General features: G+C 70.1%; 18 protein-coding genes and 1 tRNA gene. 7 read left to right on the top strand and 12 right to left on the bottom strand.

Features of this window, described 5'->3' with window-relative positions:
• Positions 1-46 precede the first annotated feature (46 nt).
• The 3 genes from HND91_RS04095 to HND91_RS04085 form a co-directional block, all read right to left on the bottom strand.
• Positions 47-571: a response regulator gene (locus tag HND91_RS04095; protein ID WP_181705274.1), complete on the bottom strand. Its 525-nt coding sequence runs from the start codon at positions 569-571 to the stop codon at positions 47-49.
• 299 nt (positions 572-870) lie between these two features.
• Entirely contained in the window at positions 871-2259 is a 1389-nt protein-coding gene (locus HND91_RS04090; RefSeq protein ID WP_181705273.1) for a class II 3-deoxy-7-phosphoheptulonate synthase, read from the bottom strand.
• 172 nt (positions 2260-2431) lie between these two features.
• Positions 2432-2866, bottom strand: coding sequence for a DUF1489 family protein (locus tag HND91_RS04085; RefSeq protein WP_181705272.1), 435 nt, complete (start codon positions 2864-2866; stop codon positions 2432-2434).
• Between the two features lie 399 nt (positions 2867-3265).
• On the opposite strand from HND91_RS04085, the gene HND91_RS04080 reads away from it, so the two are divergent.
• Positions 3266-4984: a methyl-accepting chemotaxis protein gene (locus HND91_RS04080; protein WP_181705271.1), complete on the top strand. Its 1719-nt coding sequence runs from the start codon at positions 3266-3268 to the stop codon at positions 4982-4984.
• A 39-nt stretch (positions 4985-5023) separates the two neighbouring features.
• Here HND91_RS04080 and gor read toward each other — a convergent pair whose 3' ends face one another.
• The 3 genes from gor to rpiA all read right to left on the bottom strand — a co-directional run bounded on the left by gor (position 5024) and on the right by rpiA (position 7695).
• Positions 5024-6394 (bottom strand): glutathione-disulfide reductase, encoded by a 1371-nt coding sequence (gene gor / locus HND91_RS04075; RefSeq protein WP_181705270.1) that lies wholly within the window; start codon positions 6392-6394, stop codon positions 5024-5026.
• 69 nt (positions 6395-6463) lie between these two features.
• Entirely contained in the window at positions 6464-6970 is a 507-nt protein-coding gene (locus HND91_RS04070; RefSeq protein ID WP_181705269.1) for a DUF2059 domain-containing protein, read from the bottom strand.
• 20 nt (positions 6971-6990) lie between these two features.
• Positions 6991-7695 carry a ribose-5-phosphate isomerase RpiA gene (rpiA, locus tag HND91_RS04065; RefSeq protein ID WP_181705268.1) on the bottom strand — a complete coding sequence of 235 codons (705 nt, stop codon included), beginning with the start codon at positions 7693-7695 and terminating at the stop codon, positions 6991-6993.
• Positions 7696-7898: 203 nt separating this feature from the next.
• Between rpiA and HND91_RS04060 the strand changes: the two genes are divergently transcribed.
• The gene (locus HND91_RS04060) at positions 7899-8588 is read left to right on the top strand and encodes an HAD family hydrolase (RefSeq protein WP_181705267.1); all 690 of its coding nucleotides are present in this window, start codon (positions 7899-7901) and stop codon (positions 8586-8588) included.
• A 101-nt stretch (positions 8589-8689) separates the two neighbouring features.
• Positions 8690-8764: transfer RNA gene (locus HND91_RS04055), tRNA-Val, on the top strand.
• Between the two features lie 90 nt (positions 8765-8854).
• On the opposite strand, the gene HND91_RS04050 is transcribed toward HND91_RS04055, so the two are convergent.
• The gene (locus HND91_RS04050) at positions 8855-9595 is read right to left on the bottom strand and encodes an EAL domain-containing protein (protein WP_181705266.1); all 741 of its coding nucleotides are present in this window, start codon (positions 9593-9595) and stop codon (positions 8855-8857) included.
• Between the two features lie 94 nt (positions 9596-9689).
• Here HND91_RS04050 and HND91_RS04045 point away from each other — a divergent pair, with 94 nt between their 5' ends.
• Positions 9690-9974 carry a hypothetical protein gene (locus tag HND91_RS04045; RefSeq protein WP_181705265.1) on the top strand — a complete coding sequence of 95 codons (285 nt, stop codon included), beginning with the start codon at positions 9690-9692 and terminating at the stop codon, positions 9972-9974.
• A gap of 7 nt (positions 9975-9981) precedes the next feature.
• On the opposite strand, the gene HND91_RS04040 is transcribed toward HND91_RS04045, so the two are convergent.
• Positions 9982-10422, bottom strand: a complete 441-nt coding sequence (locus HND91_RS04040) for a PaaI family thioesterase (RefSeq protein WP_343057082.1) — start codon at positions 10420-10422, stop codon at positions 9982-9984.
• 260 nt (positions 10423-10682) lie between these two features.
• On the opposite strand from HND91_RS04040, the gene HND91_RS04035 reads away from it, so the two are divergent.
• A complete protein-coding gene (locus HND91_RS04035; protein WP_181705264.1) occupies positions 10683-11117 on the top strand; it encodes a VOC family protein in 435 nt (144 codons plus the stop codon).
• 78 nt (positions 11118-11195) lie between these two features.
• On the opposite strand, the gene HND91_RS04030 is transcribed toward HND91_RS04035, so the two are convergent.
• Entirely contained in the window at positions 11196-12605 is a 1410-nt protein-coding gene (locus HND91_RS04030; protein ID WP_181705263.1) for an SDR family oxidoreductase, read from the bottom strand.
• A 224-nt stretch (positions 12606-12829) separates the two neighbouring features.
• Between HND91_RS04030 and HND91_RS04025 the strand changes: the two genes are divergently transcribed.
• Positions 12830-13519: a DUF599 domain-containing protein gene (locus HND91_RS04025; RefSeq protein ID WP_181705262.1), complete on the top strand. Its 690-nt coding sequence runs from the start codon at positions 12830-12832 to the stop codon at positions 13517-13519.
• A 20-nt stretch (positions 13520-13539) separates the two neighbouring features.
• On the top strand, positions 13540-13905 hold the full coding sequence (locus tag HND91_RS04020; RefSeq protein ID WP_181705261.1) for a DUF3253 domain-containing protein: 366 nt from the start codon (positions 13540-13542) through the stop codon (positions 13903-13905).
• A 17-nt stretch (positions 13906-13922) separates the two neighbouring features.
• Here HND91_RS04020 and HND91_RS04015 read toward each other — a convergent pair whose 3' ends face one another.
• Genes HND91_RS04015 through HND91_RS04005 form a run of 3 tightly spaced genes read right to left on the bottom strand, consistent with a single transcriptional unit; the run spans position 13923 to position 15796 of the window.
• Positions 13923-14720, bottom strand: a complete 798-nt coding sequence (locus HND91_RS04015) for a YdcF family protein (protein ID WP_181705260.1) — start codon at positions 14718-14720, stop codon at positions 13923-13925.
• A 52-nt stretch (positions 14721-14772) separates the two neighbouring features.
• Positions 14773-15144 carry a hypothetical protein gene (locus HND91_RS04010; RefSeq protein ID WP_181705259.1) on the bottom strand — a complete coding sequence of 124 codons (372 nt, stop codon included), beginning with the start codon at positions 15142-15144 and terminating at the stop codon, positions 14773-14775.
• Positions 15145-15166: 22 nt separating this feature from the next.
• Positions 15167-15796, bottom strand: a complete 630-nt coding sequence (locus HND91_RS04005) for an ATP-dependent Clp protease proteolytic subunit (protein WP_181705258.1) — start codon at positions 15794-15796, stop codon at positions 15167-15169.
• Positions 15797-15875 lie beyond the last annotated feature (79 nt).

Below are 15875 nucleotides of genomic sequence, written 5' to 3'. Positions count from 1 at the left end.
TGTAGCAACCGGCCGGTGTCGCCGCAACCGGCCGCTGGCCGGAGGCCTAGAGAAAGGCGATGTCGGCCGTGTCGCTCGCCTCGGCGACGAGCGCGGGCGCCGGCAGGGCTGCGAGCGGCATCCCGGCGGTGTGGACCGGCACGAGCCGGCCGTCGCGGCGGATGTAGTTGACGCGGGTCATCACCACCCGCTTCAGGCGGTCGTAGAGGAGGCGCGGCGACACCGGCTTGACGATGAAATCGTTGGCGCCGAGACGGACCGCCGACAGGACCTGGCGCTTGCCGCTGTGGGCGGACAGGAAAACGACCGCCTGGGTGGCGATCTCGTCGTCCGGATGGCAGCGGATCCGATCGAGTAGCGCCACGCCGTCGCCGCCCGGCAGGCTCCAGTCCAGGATCAGGATGTCGGGACGGAACCGCACGACGATGGACCAGCCTTCCGTGATGGACCCGGCCTCGTTGATCTGCCGGATGCCGAAGCTGGTCAGCATGGTCCGCACCAGGCGGCGCGAATAGCTGTTGTCGTCGACTATTCCGATTCTTAATCCGTCGAGCGCAAGATAAGAAATCATGCTTTTCTGGTCCGTCCCGTCGAACAGACGGGGTGGGTGGCCATTTCGGATCTTTTGTTTAGTATGCATCACAGCCGCACGCAATGGATCCTGTCGGATGTCCTTAAGTGCGTCTTTCAACCAAGGCGGTCCGGCTGCCCGCACCGACGGCAAGCGCAAAGCCGGCAAGTCTTCCCGACCGCTCACCTTTCCGAATAGTGAAGGCGCCGCGGCGGAATCAGGTCCGACCGGGCTGACGCCGGACATGAAGAAGGGGCCCGAAGGCCCCTTCCGAACGTCGTTTTCGGGCCTGGCGGCGATCACTCGCCGGCGATCGCCATCCGGACCGGCGCGCCGCGGCTGTCGCGCTCGGCCTTGAGGTTCTCGGCCACCAGGAAGGCGAGCTCGAGAGCCTGGTCGGCGTTGAGGCGCGGGTCGCAGTGCGTGTGGTAGCGGTCCGACAGGTCCTCCGCCGAGATGGCGGTGGCGCCTCCGGTGCACTCGGTCACGTCGCGGCCGGTCATCTCCACGTGGATGCCGCCGGCGTGGGTGCCCTCGGCCCGGTGGACCGCGAAGAAGGCCTCCACCTCGCGCAGGATCCGGTCGAACGGCCGGGTCTTGTACGAGTTGAGCGTGATCGTGTTGCCGTGCATCGGATCGCACGACCACACCACCGACCGGCCCTCGCGCTCCACGGCGCGGACGAGCTGCGGCAGGTGCTCGTAGACCTTGTCGGCGCCGAAGCGGGCGATCAGGGTCAGGCGGCCCGCTTCGTTCTCCGGGTTGAGGATGTCGATCAGGCGCAGCAGCTCGTCCGGCTGCAGGCTCGGGCCGCACTTCAGGCCGATCGGGTTCTTCACGCCGCGGGCGAATTCCACGTGCGCATGGTCCGGCTGGCGGGTGCGGTCGCCGATCCAGATCATGTGGCCGGAGGTGGCGTACCAGTCGCCGGAGGTGGAATCCACGCGGGTGAGCGCCTGCTCGTAGCCGAGGAGGAGCGCCTCGTGGCTGGTGTAGAAATCGGTCGACCGCAGGGCCGGCGCGGTCTCCGGATCGACACCGCAGGCGCGCATGAAGGCGAGGCTCTCGGTGATGCGCTCGGCGATCTGGGCGTAGCGGCTCGCCTGGGGCGAGCCCTTCACGAAGCCCAGCATCCAGGTGTGCACGTTGTCGAGGTTGGCGTAGCCGCCCTGGGCGAAGGCGCGCAGCAGGTTCAGCGTCGCGGCGGACTGGCGGTAGGCCATCTCCTGGCGCTGCGGGTCCGGGATGCGGGCCTCGGGCGTGAACTCGGTGCCGTTGACGATGTCGCCCCGGTAGGCCGGCAGCTCGATGCCGCCGATCGTCTCGGTCGGCTTGGAGCGCGGCTTGGCGAATTGGCCGGCGATGCGGCCGACCTTCACCACCGGCTGGGCCGCCGCATAGGTGAGCACCACCGCCATCTGCAGGAAGACGCGGAAGAAGTCGCGGATGTTGTCGGCGCCGTGCTCGGCGAAGCTCTCGGCGCAGTCGCCGCCCTGCAGCAGGAAGGCCTCGCCGGCCGCCACGGTGGCGAGCTGCTTCTTCAGCTTGCGCGCCTCGCCCGCGAACACGAGCGGCGGATAGGTGGCCAGGCGCGACTCGACGGCCGCCAGTTCCTGCATATCGGGATAGTCGGGGACCTGCTGGATCGGCTTCGCTCTCCAGGTGTCGGGCTTCCAGGCGGTGCTCATCGTCGGTGCTCTGTTGGTGGCGGGCGCGTCAGGTCTTTTCTCTTTGCCCCGTGCGCGCTCGTCGATCTTTCCAAGACGCGCGGTTATACACGTCCGCCCGGCGCAACACCACTCGTTAACGTACGGGCATGCCGCAGCGTCGACGGGGCCCGCAACGGACCGGCGGCGGGCTTCAGATGAGGCAGAGTTCCTGCAGTTCGCGGCGCAGTTCGGCGGGCATGCCGTCGTCGCCGCGCCGGCGGAGGATGTCGGCGGGCGCGTCCTTCGCCTCCAGGTATCGCCAGCCCTGGAATGGGCGGCGCGGCTGGAAGGCGGTGCGCACGAGTTCGGGCTCCAGCACCAGGTCGCAGCGCTCGATGCCGTCCCCGTCCTTGAACGGCCGGATGGCGAGGATCCGCTGGCGGACCTGAACCTGGCCCTTGATCACCCAGTAGAGCGAGCCGCCGTCGACGATCTCCGGCGCGCGCTTCGGGATCATACGGGTTGTATGGGTCTGCTCCGGATCGAGGCCGGCGGCGGCCTGCACGGCCAGGCGCTCGCGGATCCACTGGTCCAGGTCCTCGACGCTTTCGGCGCCGACGCAGAGCTTGATGAGATGAAGCGGCATGTCCTGCGGTATCCCGGGTCCGGCCGCTGCGAGGCCGGCCATTCAGATGTGGAGCCTACGCGCCCGTCCGTCAAACAGACGGAACCACCGTCCACAGCCGAGTTCGTCCCGCCCTGGCGATAATATCCGCAAATGCGGCGATGGGACGACGGATGACGCAGGAGGGCGATCGGCAGCCGACGCAAGCATTTGCAATCCGTAGATGTACTGACGTGCAACAGTAATCTTTAGGCGCCATCGCCCGGTGGATAGTGTTCTTCACGGCGGGACCGGCGTTCAAGCCGCGTTAACCCCGTCAATCTAGACTGTTCACATGTAACTCTTACAATATAAACGTTCGAGAGGTTGACGCCGTTGCTTTCCCAGTTTCGACGCCGTCTCGATCGGCAGGCCGGACCCTTGCCGTCCGCCGCCACCCCGCTGCCGGAAGCCAGCCCGTCCGATCCGCTCGCCGATGCGCACCAGACCGCGATGGTGGGCGGCGCCGTCGACCTCATCGAGGACGACGTGCGCGAGACCCGGCGGCGCCTGGCCAAGGCCAACACGGCGGTCGCCGATCGGGTGCGCGAGGCGCTGGACCGCACCGGCGAGATCGCCGGGGACGCGGACGGCCTGACGGCGGCGGTGGACCGGGCGAAGACCACGGTCGCGAGCCTGACCCGCACGTTCGAGGACATCGCCGAGGCGGGCCGCGGCATCGGATCGGAGATCAGCCGGGCGACCTCGCTCGCCGAGGAGGCCCAGGCGGGCGCCACGCGGGCCGGGACCGGCGTCGCCGACCTCGATACGGCGATCGCCAGGATCGAGAGCGTGATCGGCCTCATTTCCAAGATCACCAAGCAGACCACCCTCCTCGCCCTCAACGCCACCATCGAGGCGGAGCGCGCCGGCGAATCGGGCCGCGGCTTCGCGGTGGTGGCGAACGAGGTGAAGGCCTTGTCGGTGGAGACCCAGCGGGCGACCGGCGAGATCCGCGCGACCATCCAGGAGCTGCGCGGCACAGCCGAGCAGTCCGTGGCGGCGGTGAACGACGTGGTGAACGTGATCGGCCGGATCACGCCGACCTTCGCGGCGGTGGCCGACGCGGTCTCCGCCCAGGCGAGCGTGATCGAAGACGCGGCCCGCGCGGCCGACGCCACACGCGACTTCGTGGACGGCGTCTCCGCCCGGGCGACCGCCATGCGGCAGACGAGCCTCAGGGTCGGCGAGGACGTGCTGGCGGTGCGCCAGGCCTCGGACGCGCTCGCGGCCGACAGCGACCGCTCGACGGCCCGGCTGATGACCGTGCTCCGCCAGTCCGAGATGGGCGACCGGCGCCGCCACGACCGTTTCCCGGCCGAGGTGCCGGTGACGCTGTCGCTGCCGCACGGCCGCCACCGGACCTCGACCGTGGACGTCTCGGCGGGCGGCCTGCTCGCAAAGGCGACGGCGGGGCTCTCCGCCCCGGTCGGGACGCCCCTCTCGGTGGAGCTCGCCTCCGGGGCGGCGCTGCCGGCCCGGGTGGTGGGCGTGAGCCCGGTGGGCGTGCATATCGCCTTCGGAGAGGCGGACGGCGCCGCGAAGGCGGCGTTCGGCTCGCTCCTCGCCGACATCCGCGGCGGTTACCAGGAGCTGATCGACCGGGCCATGAAGGCCGCGGCCGACGTGTCGGATCTGTTCGAGGCGGCGCTCGCCAGGGGCGAGATCACCGAGGCGGGCCTGTTCGACACGGACTACCGGCCGATCGCCGGAACCGACCCGCTGCAGGTGGATACGTCCGCGATCCGCTTCCTGGAGCGCGTGCTGCCGCCGGTCCAGGAGGCGCTGCTCGCCACCGACACGCGGATGACCTTCTGCTGCGCCGTGGACCGCAACGGCTGGCTGCCGGTGCACAACACGATCTTCTCCAAGCCGCAGCGCCCCGGCGACCCGGCGTGGAACGCCGCCAACAGCCGCAACAAGCGCATCTTCGACGACCGCACCGGCCTCGTGGCGGCGCGCAACGTGCGGCCTTTCGTCGTGCAGGCCTACCAGCGCGACATGGGCAACGGCCAGACCGTCCTGATGAAGGAGATCGACGCCCCGATCCGGGTGAGGGGCCGCATGTGGGGCGGCTTCCGGACCGCCTACCGCATGTGACCGACCGCCGGGCGGACGGGGCCGGCCGGACCGGCGTCGTCAGCGCCGGTGCTTGACGCTGGGCGTGCGCATGGTGACGAGCTCTTCGGCGGCGGTCGGGTGGACCGCCAGGGTGCGGTCGAAGTCGGCCTTCGTGGCGTTCATCATCAGCGGGATGCCGAGGAGCTGGGCCATCTCGCCCGCGTCGGGGCCGATCACGTGGACGCCGAGCACCCGGTCGGAGACCGCGTCGACGATGAGCTTCATGAACATGCGCTCGTCGCGGCCGGCGAGCGTGTTGCGCATGGGCCGGAACTCGGCCTTGTAGACGTCGACCGCCGGATGGTGGGCGCAGGCCTTCTCCTCGGTGAGGCCGACGGTGCCGAGTTCGGGCGTGGTGAACACCGCCGTCGGCACCAGGGCGTGGTCGACGAGCACCTCCCGGCCGCCGTAGACCGTATCCGCGAAGGCATGTCCCTCGCGGATGGCGACGGGCGTGAGGTTGACCCGGTTGGTGACGTCTCCGACCGCGTAGATGGACGGCACGGACGATTTCGAGGCGCTGTCGACCCGCACCGCGCCGAGACCGTCGAGGGCGACGCCGGCCGCCTCCAGGCCGAGGCCGCGGGTGTTGGGCACGCGGCCGGTGGCGTACATGACGAGGCCGGGGGCGAGCGTCTCGCCGGACGACAGCACCGCCGCGACGCCGCCGGCGGCGGGCTCCAGCGCCTTCACGTCGGTGCCGCAGAGGATGCGGATGCCCCGCCGGGACATGGCGGCGGCGACCTTGTCGGTGAGTTCGCGGTCGAAGCCGCGCAGGATCTGCTCGCCGCGATAGACGAGCGTCGTTTCCACCCCGAGGCCGGCGAAGATGCCGGCGAACTCCACCGCGATGTAGCCGCCGCCGACCACCACCACGCGCCGCGGCAGGGCGGGAAGGTCGAACACCTCGTTGGACGTGACCGCGTGCTCGATGCCCGGCACGTCGGCCGGCAGGAAGGGCCAGGCGCCGGTGGCGACCAGGATGCGCTCGGCCGTGACCGTGCGCCCGTCGCCGAGCCGGACCGTGTGCGGGTCGACCACTTCGGCGCGGGTGCGCAGGATGGTGGCGCCGGACCGCTCCAGGTTGGCCACGTAGGCCTTCTCCAGGCGGTCGATCTCGCGGTCCTTGGCGGCGCGGAGGGTGGGCCAGTCGAAGCTCGCCGGCGGGACGGTCCAGCCGAAGCCGGCGGCGTCCTCGAACTCGTCCGGAAAACGGGAGGCGTAGACCAGGAGCTTCTTCGGCACGCAGCCGCGGATCACGCAGGTGCCGCCGACGCGGTGCTCCTCGGCGATCGCCACCCGGGCGCCGTAGCCCGCCGCGATGCGGCCGGCGCGCACGCCGCCGGAGCCGGCGCCGATGACGAAGAGATCCCTGTCGAAGGCCGCCATGTCACCCCCCTCCCCGAACGAAAACGGCCGCCGGAGGGACCGGCGGCCGATGCTTCGGGACCCGGTTCCTCAGAACTGGTGTCCGCGCTTGATCAGCTCCTCGCGGGCCTTGGTCACCAGCTCCGTGGAGAGTGTATCCCGCCAGATGCTGGCCGACCGCATGGAATCGCGGATCACAACCGGCATGGTCTGGCCGAACTTGATGCCGACCGGGGAGGTGTAGAAGGCCGTGATCTCCTTCAGCTCGTCCTCGGAGAAGCGCGCCGCCCAGGCCCGCTCCAGCTCGCGGTCGAGCTGGGGGCGCTGCTTGGCGAGGTCGAGGGCGACCTGGTTCACCACCTCGTCGATCTCCTGCACGAGCGCCGGGTTGGAGCGCTGGAACAGGGCCTTCGCCTGGTCGGCGAGCATCGGCAGGATGGTGTCGAACTGCTCGGAGGCCTTCGCCGCCTGCATGGTGGCGCGCGCGGCGGCGAGGTGCGACTCGCTGAATTCCTGGGCTCGGGTCGGAGCGGCCAGGACCGCCACCGCAAGCGCCAGGCCGGTCACACGGCCGAGGCGCGAAAACGTGCTTCTCATCGAAATCCTCCGGAAGGAGATCATGTCGTTCGTCTATCGATGCGCCGGATGCCCGAGCGGCCCGCCACGATCACGCTCGAGGCAAGGCCGATGAAAAGGCCATGTTCGACCACGCCGGGGATTCGCGATAGCGCGATTGCGAGTGCTTTTGGGTCCGAAATCTGGCGAAATGATGCATCGACCAGCCAGTTCCCCTGGTCGGTCACGAGCTTCTCGCCGTCCGGCGCGCGCCGGAACGCGAGCGCTCCGGCGAGGCCCACGCTGCGGGCCGCCTCCGCGATCGCCCGCACGGTGGCGGTGGCGCCGAAGGTCACCACCTCGATCGGCAGCGGGAAGGCGCCGAGCGTCTCCACCGCCTTGCTTTCGTCTGTGATGACGATCATGCGCCGGCTGTCGGCCGCCACGATCTTCTCGCGCAGGAGCGCGGCGCCGCCGCCCTTGATGAGGTTGAGCTCCGGGTCGAACTCGTCGGCCCCGTCGATGGTGAGATCGAGGCCGGCCACGTCGTCGAGGGTGATGACCGTGATGCCGAGCTCGCGCGCGAGCCGCTCGGTGGCGACCGACGTGGGGACGCCCACCACGTCGAGCCCGTCGCGGACCTTCTCGGCGAGGAGGCGCACGAACCAGGCGGCCGTGGAGCCGGTGCCGAGGCCGAGGCGCATGCCCGGCCGCACCTCCTCCAGAGCCGCCGCAGCGGCGGCCTTCTTCATCTCGTCGGCGGACATGGACCCCGTCCCGGACATTTCTTGACCGTCCGGCTCATAGCATGGTGGCGCGGCGGGTCAAGCAGCCGGCGGGCTTGGACGGTTCGGTTCCCGCCCGGATCGGGAGCGGGCCGCGCCGGCCGCGGCCCGCGCGGATGGTCGCGGCCGCTTGCCGGCGCAGGGTGGGCACCTTAGGAATGGCGTTACGCAACCGGATCTCGCTCATGCCCGCGCCGCTTCTCGTGCTCGATCTCGACGGCACGCTTCTGGACACAGCGCCCGATCTTCTCGGCGCCCTCAACACGCTTCTCGACCAGGAAGGCCTGCCGGCCGTGGACCGCTCGGCGGTGAAGAACAACTTCGGCCAGGGCGCGCGCGCCCTCATCGTGGAGGGCTTCCGGCGCGCCGACCGGCCGCTCCCCGTGGAGGCGCTGGAGCCGCTGACCGACCGCTTCATCGCCCTCTACGCCGGCCGGATCGCCGACGAGACGCGCCCCTTCCCGGGGGCGATCGCGGCGCTCGACAGGCTCTCCGCCCGGGGCATCCGCTTCGCAGTCTGCACCAACAAGCGCAAGCACTTGGCGCTGCCGCTCCTCGACGCGCTGGGCCTCGCGGGCCGGTTCGACGCGGTGCTCGGCGGCGACAGCCTGCCGGTGCGCAAGCCGCATCCGGACCACCTGACCGGCACCATCGAGGCGGCCGGGGGCGTTTCCTCCGCCACCGTCATGGTGGGCGACAGCGACGCCGACGTGGCCGCCGCCCACGGCGCGGGCGTGCCGGTGATCGGCGTCACCTTCGGCTACACGGCAAGGCCCATCGCGGAGTTCGGCCCGACCGCCACCATCGACCATTTCGACGCGATCGACGCCACCCTCGCCCGCATCTCCCCGGCCTTCGAGGCGGCGCTGTCCTGACCCTCGGGCGGCCGCCCGGCAGCCGATCGGGGATCGCGTCGATCCCCGCTTGACTTGCCCGCATGCCGCCCCTTATATCGCCCCCACGCCGACGACGTCGGGGGCGCGTAGCTCAGCGGGAGAGCACCTCGTTCACACCGAGGGGGTCACAGGTTCGATCCCTGTCGCGCCCACCATTCCATTCGCGAAGGGCCTGGCACCGGACGGTGCCAGGCCCTTCGGCATTTCGGGACCCTTCGACCTCTGAAAACCGGGTCTTCCGCGCCTCAGGCGACGCCGACGGCGAAGCGGGGCGTCGGCAGGGACTGGAAGCCCGGTCGCGCGAACAGGTAGCCCTGGAGGTAGGGAATCCCGATGTCCTTCAGGGTCCGGGCCTCCGCTTCGGTCTCGATTCCCTCGGCCACCACGCGCACGTCCATGACGTCGCAGGCCTGGACGATGCCGCGGACGAGGGCCTGGCGGCCGCGGTCGACGTCCACGCCGCGCACCATCTCCATGTCGAGCTTCACGATGTCGGGCCTGATCTCCGCGAGCAGGTTGAGCTGGGCGTAGCCGGCGCCGAAATCGTCGATGGCGACCTTCAGGCCGCTCTGCCGATACTCCACGATGATGCGGTGGATCCAGGCGCGGTCGGTGATGCGCTCGTCCTCGGTCAGTTCGAAGATGAGCCTGTCCGCCGGGAAGGCGAACCGCTTCGACGCCTCGAAGGTGGACCGCAGGCAGAGCCGCGGCTCGTAGATGGCGTTCGGCATGAAGTTGATGGAGAGATTCTCCGACATGCCGAGCGACGCGGCCAGCTCCACCGCCTTGGTGCGGCACTTCTGGTCGAAGGCGTAGCGCGTCTCGTCGGTGACGCGGGACAGGACCGCGCCGGCGCCCTCCCCGGCCATGCCCCGCACGAGGGCCTCGTAGGCGAAGACGGTATCCGTGCGCACGTCCACGATCGGCTGGAACGCCATGGAGAAGTCGAAATCGAGGCCGGTCCGGCAAGCGTTGCAGTTGAGCATGTCCCATTCCTCACAGTCCGGGATGCATGGTCGCCGAAACCGGCTAATGTCATATGAATGCGGAATGCGTAGCGCACATCCGCGGAGCGTCAGGTTGGCCAACGACCGCACGGAGCGGGACGCAGCAGCCGACGCCGGTGGGCTCGCTTCCGGTCCGCTGGCCGACCGGATGGTCTCCGATCCGTCTGAACCGTTTTTGCGAGCGAACGATCATCATGCGTATTGGAGACCGCTTCCGGTCACTCAATCGCATCTTCGGGCGTTGTCGCCCGACGGCGTCCGCATCGTTCATCCGCCGCGTGAAGAGTCCAACCGTCACATGAACGGGCGGATTCGGGATTCGAACGATCCGGCCGAAGACTCTGACGGGAAACGGTGACTCGACCTCAGCGCTGCCGGAAGTCCGGCGGCGGGATGGAATAGGTGGCGCTCGCGATCGCGTAGGGCTCGCGGCCCGTTTCGTCGCCGATCTCCACGGCGGAGACGGCGAGGCGCTTGCCGAGCTTCATCAGGCGGGCGCGGCCGTAGAGGAGGCCGGGCTCCGGCTTGCGCAGGAAGTCTATGGAGAGGTGAGTGGTCACGGTGAGGGCCGACCGGCCCACGTGGGCGAGCACCACCACCCAGGCGGCGATGTCCGCCAGAGTCATCAGCGTCGGGCCGGACACGGTGCCGCCAGGCCGCAGGGACTCCGGACCGGCGGAGCAGGTGACCACCGCGGTGCCCTCGCCCACCTCCGACGCCAGATAGGCCCGGCGGGTCGCGTTGAGTTCGGGGAAGACGTCGTCGAGATAGGCGTTGATCTCGTCCGGGGTCATCACGGGTCTCACGCGGCGGTCTCCTCGCAAAGCCGGGCCTGCTGACGGCGCCTGTCCAGCCCCTCGGTCAGGCTGGTCCTGCTAGAGCATTCTCCGATCAAGTTGCACGACTTGATCGCCGAGAGAATGCTCCAGCTTATTGAATCTGGAGCGATTTCTTGTCGACCTGACGATTCCGTCAGGTCGGAAAGCGCTCTAGCATGATGCCAGCCGCCCGGGCCACTGGCCGCGGACCAGACTTTCGTCGTTCGATCTTCGAGGAGACTGCCGTGATGACGACGCCCTTCCTGCCCGCCGTGTCGTTGATCACCCTCGGCGTGGCCGACGTGCCCCGGTCCCGGAGGTTCTACGAGGCGCTGGGTTTCACCGCTTCGTCCCAGTCCAACGAGAGCGTGGCCTTCTTCCAGCTGTCCGGCGTGGTGCTGGCCGTGTTCGGCCGGGACGCCCTCGCGGCCGACGCCTACGTGCCGAGCGAGGGCTCCGGCTTCCGGGCGGTCGCCCTGGCGCAGAACCGCGCCTCGACCGAGGAGGTGGACGCCGCCATCGCGCACGCGGTCGCCTGCGGCGGCACGCTGGTGAAGGCGGCGGAGACCGTGTTCTGGGGCGGCTACTCCGGCTATTTCGCCGACCCGGACGGGCACCTCTGGGAGGTGGCGCACAACCCCTTCTTCCCGCTGTCGGACGACGGGCGGATCACCCTGCCCTGATCTCGCGCCCCGTGAGGGACGAGAGCCCGACCGGCGAGCCACCGGCCCGCCGGCCCGGGAGCGACCGGGCGCCCGCGCTCACCACCACGAGCGGTGGCGGCGGTGGTCGGTCCACTCCGGCAGGGCCGCGCGGGCACGCTCGGCGAGCGTCTCGCTCTCCGCCTCGGCGGTGCCGGCGAGCCAGCCGAGCCGCCGGTTCGCCGCGCCGGCGATGCCGCCGAGGGCCGCCTTGGCGCCGCCCGCGAGCGCGCCGAGGCCGGTCTCGACCTGGCCGGCGAGCGAGCCGATCCGGTGACCCGCCTCCCCGGCCGCGGTGCCGAGCCGGTACTGGGCCTCGCCGGCCACGTCGCCGATGCGGTGGCGGGCGTGGTCGGTCCAGTCGGCGATCGGGTGGCGACGGCGGTGGAGCCAGTCGGCGGCCACCAGGCGGCGCCAGCCGCGCGGCTCCTCTTCCCAGAACCAGCGGCCGGTGCTGACCCGGTTCGCCACCGCGAAGCCGATCGCGATCGCCGCCCCGGTGAGCACGATGGCGGCGCCCGGCCGCAGGCGCACCTCCGTGTAGAGCGACACCTCGCGGCCGCCGAGCCCGGACACGCCGCGCGAATCGCCGTCGCGGCGGGGCTGATAGAGATTGTCGCGGGTCGGCTGGTCGCCCTCGCCCACCGCCTCGTCGCGCTTCTGCAGCGCCTCGCCGCCGGACGACATGATCACGTCGAACAGCCACGGGAACGCCCGGTGCGTCAGCACCATGGCCTTGCCGCCGCCGCCGACCGTCATCTCCCGGCGCGGATGGATGGCGCAGGTGAGGATGGCGCGGGCGACCAGATTCGGCGAATAGCGCGGCGGCGGCGTCTTCGGCTGACTGCTAGAATAGGTGCGGGCGTGGTCCGGATAGGGCGTGTCGACGGCCGAGGGCTTGATCAGCGTCATGCTGATCGGCGCCCGCTCCATGTCGAGTTCCTGGCGGGTGACGTCGATGAAGCCCTTCACGGCGTGCTTGGCGGCCACGTACGGCCCCTGCAGCGGCACCGGGATCTCCGACAGGATGCTGCCGATGGTGATGATGGCGCCGCCCTTGTGGCGCAGGTGCTCGATGGCGTTGAGGGTGCCGTAGACGACGCCCCAGTAGTTCACCTCGAACAGGCGCCGATGGTCCTCGATGGAGACCTCCTCGACCGAGCCGAACAGCGCCACGGCGGCGTTGTTCACCCAGGTGTCAAAGCCGCCGAAGCGCTGGACGGTGGTGGACACCACCCGGCGGACGTCCTCCTCCTCGGAGACGTCGGCCACCACCGTGTCGACGACCCCGCCGTCGATGCGGATCTCCTCGGCGACGGCGGCGAGCGCCTCGGCGTTCCGCGCCACCATCATGACGCGGGCGCCGCCCTTGGCGGCGAGGCGGGCGGTCGCAAGGCCGATGCCGCTGGAGGCGCCGGTTATGACGATCACCTGGTCGGCGAGTGGCTTGAGGCGGGAGCGTCCGAGCATGGTGAGATCTCCGGATGGCGGCCGTCGTCGATCGGCCGCGAGGGGGAAGGCTAGCCGCCCGGAAGACGCACGCGCCGCCGCAATGGTTCCTTAGCGACGGCAACGGGCGACGGGCGCCGATGGAGGGTGGCGGCCCATTCCGGGCTTGCGGGCGCGCGCTCCTGTTGGCACGGTCCGCCTCCGTCTCCGCTTCGGAGTCGCCGTCCGAACGGCAGGGGCCGTCCATGTCCGGTTTTTCGACCCTCGACATCGTGGCCGTCGCGGTCTTCGCGCTCGCCTGGCTCCTCTACGGCTGGATCATCGAGAACAGCCGCTGGCGGACGCGGACGCTGACCCACGCCATGAACCAGCAGCGGCGCGCCTGGATCGACCAGCTGGCCGAGCGCGAACTGCGGATGATCGACACCGGCATCATGACCGGCCTCCAGAACGGCACGGCCTTCTTCGCCTCCACGAGCCTGCTCGCGGTCGGCGGCGCCTTCGCGGCGATCAACGCCAGCGACCGGGTGGTGGAGATCGCCCGGGACCTGCCGCTCGGCCTCTCGGTCAGCCGGGCCGCCTGGGAGACCAAGGCGGTGGGGCTGATCCTCATCTACGCCTACGCGTTCTTCAAGTTCGGCTGGTCCTACCGGCTGTTCAACTACGCCTCGATCCTGATCGGCGCGATCCCGAACCGGCAGCGGATGGGCACGCCCGAGATGGAGGCCGCCGTGAAGCGGACCGCCGCCATGGTGGTGATCGCCGGCAGCCAATTCAACCAGGGCCTCAGGGCCTTCTTCATGTCCGTCGGCTATCTGGGCTGGTTCGTGGGACCGGTTCCCTTCCTGATCAGTTCGGCGGTGGTGCTGACCGTCCTGGCGCGGCGCCAGTTCTTTTCCCCCTCGCGGGCCGCGGTCGCCGTGCCGAACCCGTGACCGAAGACCGAGACACGACCATGATCGACCCGCGCCGCATCAAGGCCGCCGCCATCCGCGAGCAGATCCTCGCCCTCGCCACGGACCGCCGGGCCTCCCGGCCGGTGGACCCGAGCGAGGTGGCCCGCGCCCTCGTGGGCACCAACGAGAAGCTCTGGCGCCAGCTCATGAAGCCGATCAAGGACGAGGTGATCCGCCTCGCCGAGGACGGCCGCATCGTGATCCTGCGCAAGAACCGGCCGGTGCCGCCGCGCGAGGTGCGCGGCCTCTACCGCTTCCGCCTCCTCGGCGAGGACGAGCCTGCGCCGACCTATCCGGTGTCGGACGACAAGGACCCGGACGACGACGAGTTCTGGCTGGACGAGGACGACGCGGACGAGGACTGAGCCCGATCCGGCCCCGGTCAGGGCGCCGGGAAGAGCGCGTCCGTGAAGCCGGCGAAGCGATAGGCCACGAGGCCGATGTATTCCTTCACGGCGATATCGGTGAGGAAGAGGCCTTCGCTGGCGAAGTTGCGCCCGAACCAGGGCGGATCCAGCACGGAGCGGTAGTCCACCGGATAGGGGATCAGACCCGTCCAGCCGGCCGCCCGGAACACGCCCACGGACCGCGGCATGTGCCACGCCGAGGTGACCAGCAGCCAGCGGTCGCCCGGCTGGGGCTTCAGGATGTCGTAGGTGAAGACGGCGTTCTCGCGCGTGTTGCGGGACCGGGTCTCCAGCACGAGCCGCTCGCGCGGCACGCCGAGGCCGGTGAGCTGGGTCAGCGCCACGTCGGATTCCTGGCGCTCGGTGGAGATGATGTCGCCCGACCCGCCGGTGAACACGATCCTGGCGTTCGGATAGCGGCGCGCCATCTCGGCGCCCACGATCAGGCGCTCGGCGCCGTCGAGGAGCTGCGGGTAATCGCCCCGCTGCGCCGTCGCGATCGGGTCGATGGAGCCGCCGAGGATGATGACGCCGGTCGGCTCGTCGGCGGGGGGCGCGATCTGCGGGAAGCGCTGCTCCAGCGGCAGGATCAGGGCGTTGCCGAGAGGCGTCCAGGCCGCCACGACCGCGGCGCCGAGGCCGAGCGAGAAGACGATCGCCCCCGTCCGCCGCCGGCCGAGCCGGCGCAGCAAGAGGCCGACCAGCATCGCCAGGAGGACGGCGTTGGACGGGCGGAGGACCAGGAAGATCAGCTTGGATGCGATGAAGAACATGAAGGGCGCGTTCGGTTGGGGCGAATCGGCCGGGGCGGATGGTCCGCCCCGGTCACTCCGGCGCGAGAACGCTGCCCGGCACGTTGCCGACCTTGCCCTTGTGCGAGACCTCGCACCAGCGCTCGTCGAGGATCTTGAGCTTGTCGCGCTCCGACCCGAACTGCCAGTTGCCGAAGGAGAATTCCTTGCGGCACCAGCGCAGCACGATGCCGGTCGCGCCTTCGGGGAGTTCGCCCACCACCTTGGCGGTGGTGGCCATGTCGGCATAGAGGAGGGCGGCGCCCCCGGTCCGGAGCCTGAACGTGGTGTCGTAGGGCGACGCGGACTGGGCGAGCGCATCGCCCGACCCCGCCGCGACCGCAACCGCCAGCACCGCTCCGACGGCCGCCGCGATCGCGGCCGCCCGTACCGGCTTTCCTGTCATGGGCGCCCCCCTGCCCTGTCGATCAGCGGCCGATCTCGTCCGCCGAGTTGACGATCTTGCCGGCGAGGCCGTAGCCGATGGCCTCGTCCGCGCTCATCCAGTAGTCGCGGTCCGTGTCCTTCTCGATGCGCTCGATCGGCTGGCCGGTGGCGTTCGCGAAGATCTTGTTCAGGCGGTCGCGCATCTTGAGGATCTCGCGGGCCTGGATCTCGATGTCGGTGGCCATGCCGCCGGTGCCGCCGGACGGTTGATGGAGGAGGAAGCGGGTGTTCGGCGTGCAGAAGCGGCGCTCCTTGGGCACGGACACGTAGATGAGCGCGCCCGCGCTCGCCACCCAGCCGGTGCCGAGGATGTTCACCGGGGCCGGCACGAAGCGGATCATGTCGTGGATCATGTCGCCGCTCTCCACATGCCCGCCGGGCGAGGAGACGATGACGGTGATCGGGTCGGTGTGGCTGGCCTCGGCGAGGGCGAGCAGGCGCGCGGTGACGTCGCGCGCGAGGTCCTGGTTGATGCCGCCGGTGATGAGGACGGTCCGGGACTTGAAGAGATACTTGTCGACCTGCGGCGCCGGAGCGGCGTCCTTCTTCTCTTCCTTCTCGTCCTCGTCGTCGAGACGGGCGAGCCACTCGGTGGCGATGGCCTTGGTCATGGGTACCTTCTTCGACGGTATGGCCCGGAAAGCCGACTCCGGGACGTTTTCGTGATCGATCAGTTCGTAGCGCAGTTTT

The organism is Chthonobacter rhizosphaerae, from assembly GCF_013839525.1.
GTDB classification, from domain to species: Bacteria; Pseudomonadota; Alphaproteobacteria; order Rhizobiales; family Pleomorphomonadaceae; genus Chthonobacter; species Chthonobacter rhizosphaerae.
Note: the sequence above shows the minus strand (reverse complement) of the source record. Positions and strands in the feature narration are given on the sequence as shown.

What these genes read in the sequence shown, in the direction of transcription:
- HND91_RS04050 (WP_181705266.1), bottom strand. Translation starts at nt 9,595, where the DNA reads ATGCTCAACTGCAACGCTTGCCGGACCGGCCTCGATTTCGACTTCTCC.
- HND91_RS04025 (WP_181705262.1), top strand. Translation starts at nt 12,830, where the DNA reads ATGTCCGGTTTTTCGACCCTCGACATCGTGGCCGTCGCGGTCTTCGCG.
- HND91_RS04060 (WP_181705267.1), top strand. Translation starts at nt 7,899, where the DNA reads ATGCCCGCGCCGCTTCTCGTGCTCGATCTCGACGGCACGCTTCTGGAC.
- HND91_RS04095 (WP_181705274.1), bottom strand. Translation starts at nt 571, where the DNA reads ATGATTTCTTATCTTGCGCTCGACGGATTAAGAATCGGAATAGTCGAC.
- HND91_RS04020 (WP_181705261.1), top strand. Translation starts at nt 13,540, where the DNA reads ATGATCGACCCGCGCCGCATCAAGGCCGCCGCCATCCGCGAGCAGATC.
- HND91_RS04030 (WP_181705263.1), bottom strand. Translation starts at nt 12,605, where the DNA reads ATGCTCGGACGCTCCCGCCTCAAGCCACTCGCCGACCAGGTGATCGTC.
- HND91_RS04090 (WP_181705273.1), bottom strand. Translation starts at nt 2,259, where the DNA reads ATGAGCACCGCCTGGAAGCCCGACACCTGGAGAGCGAAGCCGATCCAG.
- gor (WP_181705270.1), bottom strand. Translation starts at nt 6,394, where the DNA reads ATGGCGGCCTTCGACAGGGATCTCTTCGTCATCGGCGCCGGCTCCGGC.
- HND91_RS04010 (WP_181705259.1), bottom strand. Translation starts at nt 15,144, where the DNA reads ATGACAGGAAAGCCGGTACGGGCGGCCGCGATCGCGGCGGCCGTCGGA.
- HND91_RS04070 (WP_181705269.1), bottom strand. Translation starts at nt 6,970, where the DNA reads ATGAGAAGCACGTTTTCGCGCCTCGGCCGTGTGACCGGCCTGGCGCTT.
- HND91_RS04085 (WP_181705272.1), bottom strand. Translation starts at nt 2,866, where the DNA reads ATGCCGCTTCATCTCATCAAGCTCTGCGTCGGCGCCGAAAGCGTCGAG.
- rpiA (WP_181705268.1), bottom strand. Translation starts at nt 7,695, where the DNA reads ATGTCCGCCGACGAGATGAAGAAGGCCGCCGCTGCGGCGGCTCTGGAG.
- HND91_RS04015 (WP_181705260.1), bottom strand. Translation starts at nt 14,720, where the DNA reads ATGTTCTTCATCGCATCCAAGCTGATCTTCCTGGTCCTCCGCCCGTCC.
- HND91_RS04035 (WP_181705264.1), top strand. Translation starts at nt 10,683, where the DNA reads ATGACGACGCCCTTCCTGCCCGCCGTGTCGTTGATCACCCTCGGCGTG.
- HND91_RS04005 (WP_181705258.1), bottom strand. Translation starts at nt 15,796, where the DNA reads ATGACCAAGGCCATCGCCACCGAGTGGCTCGCCCGTCTCGACGACGAG.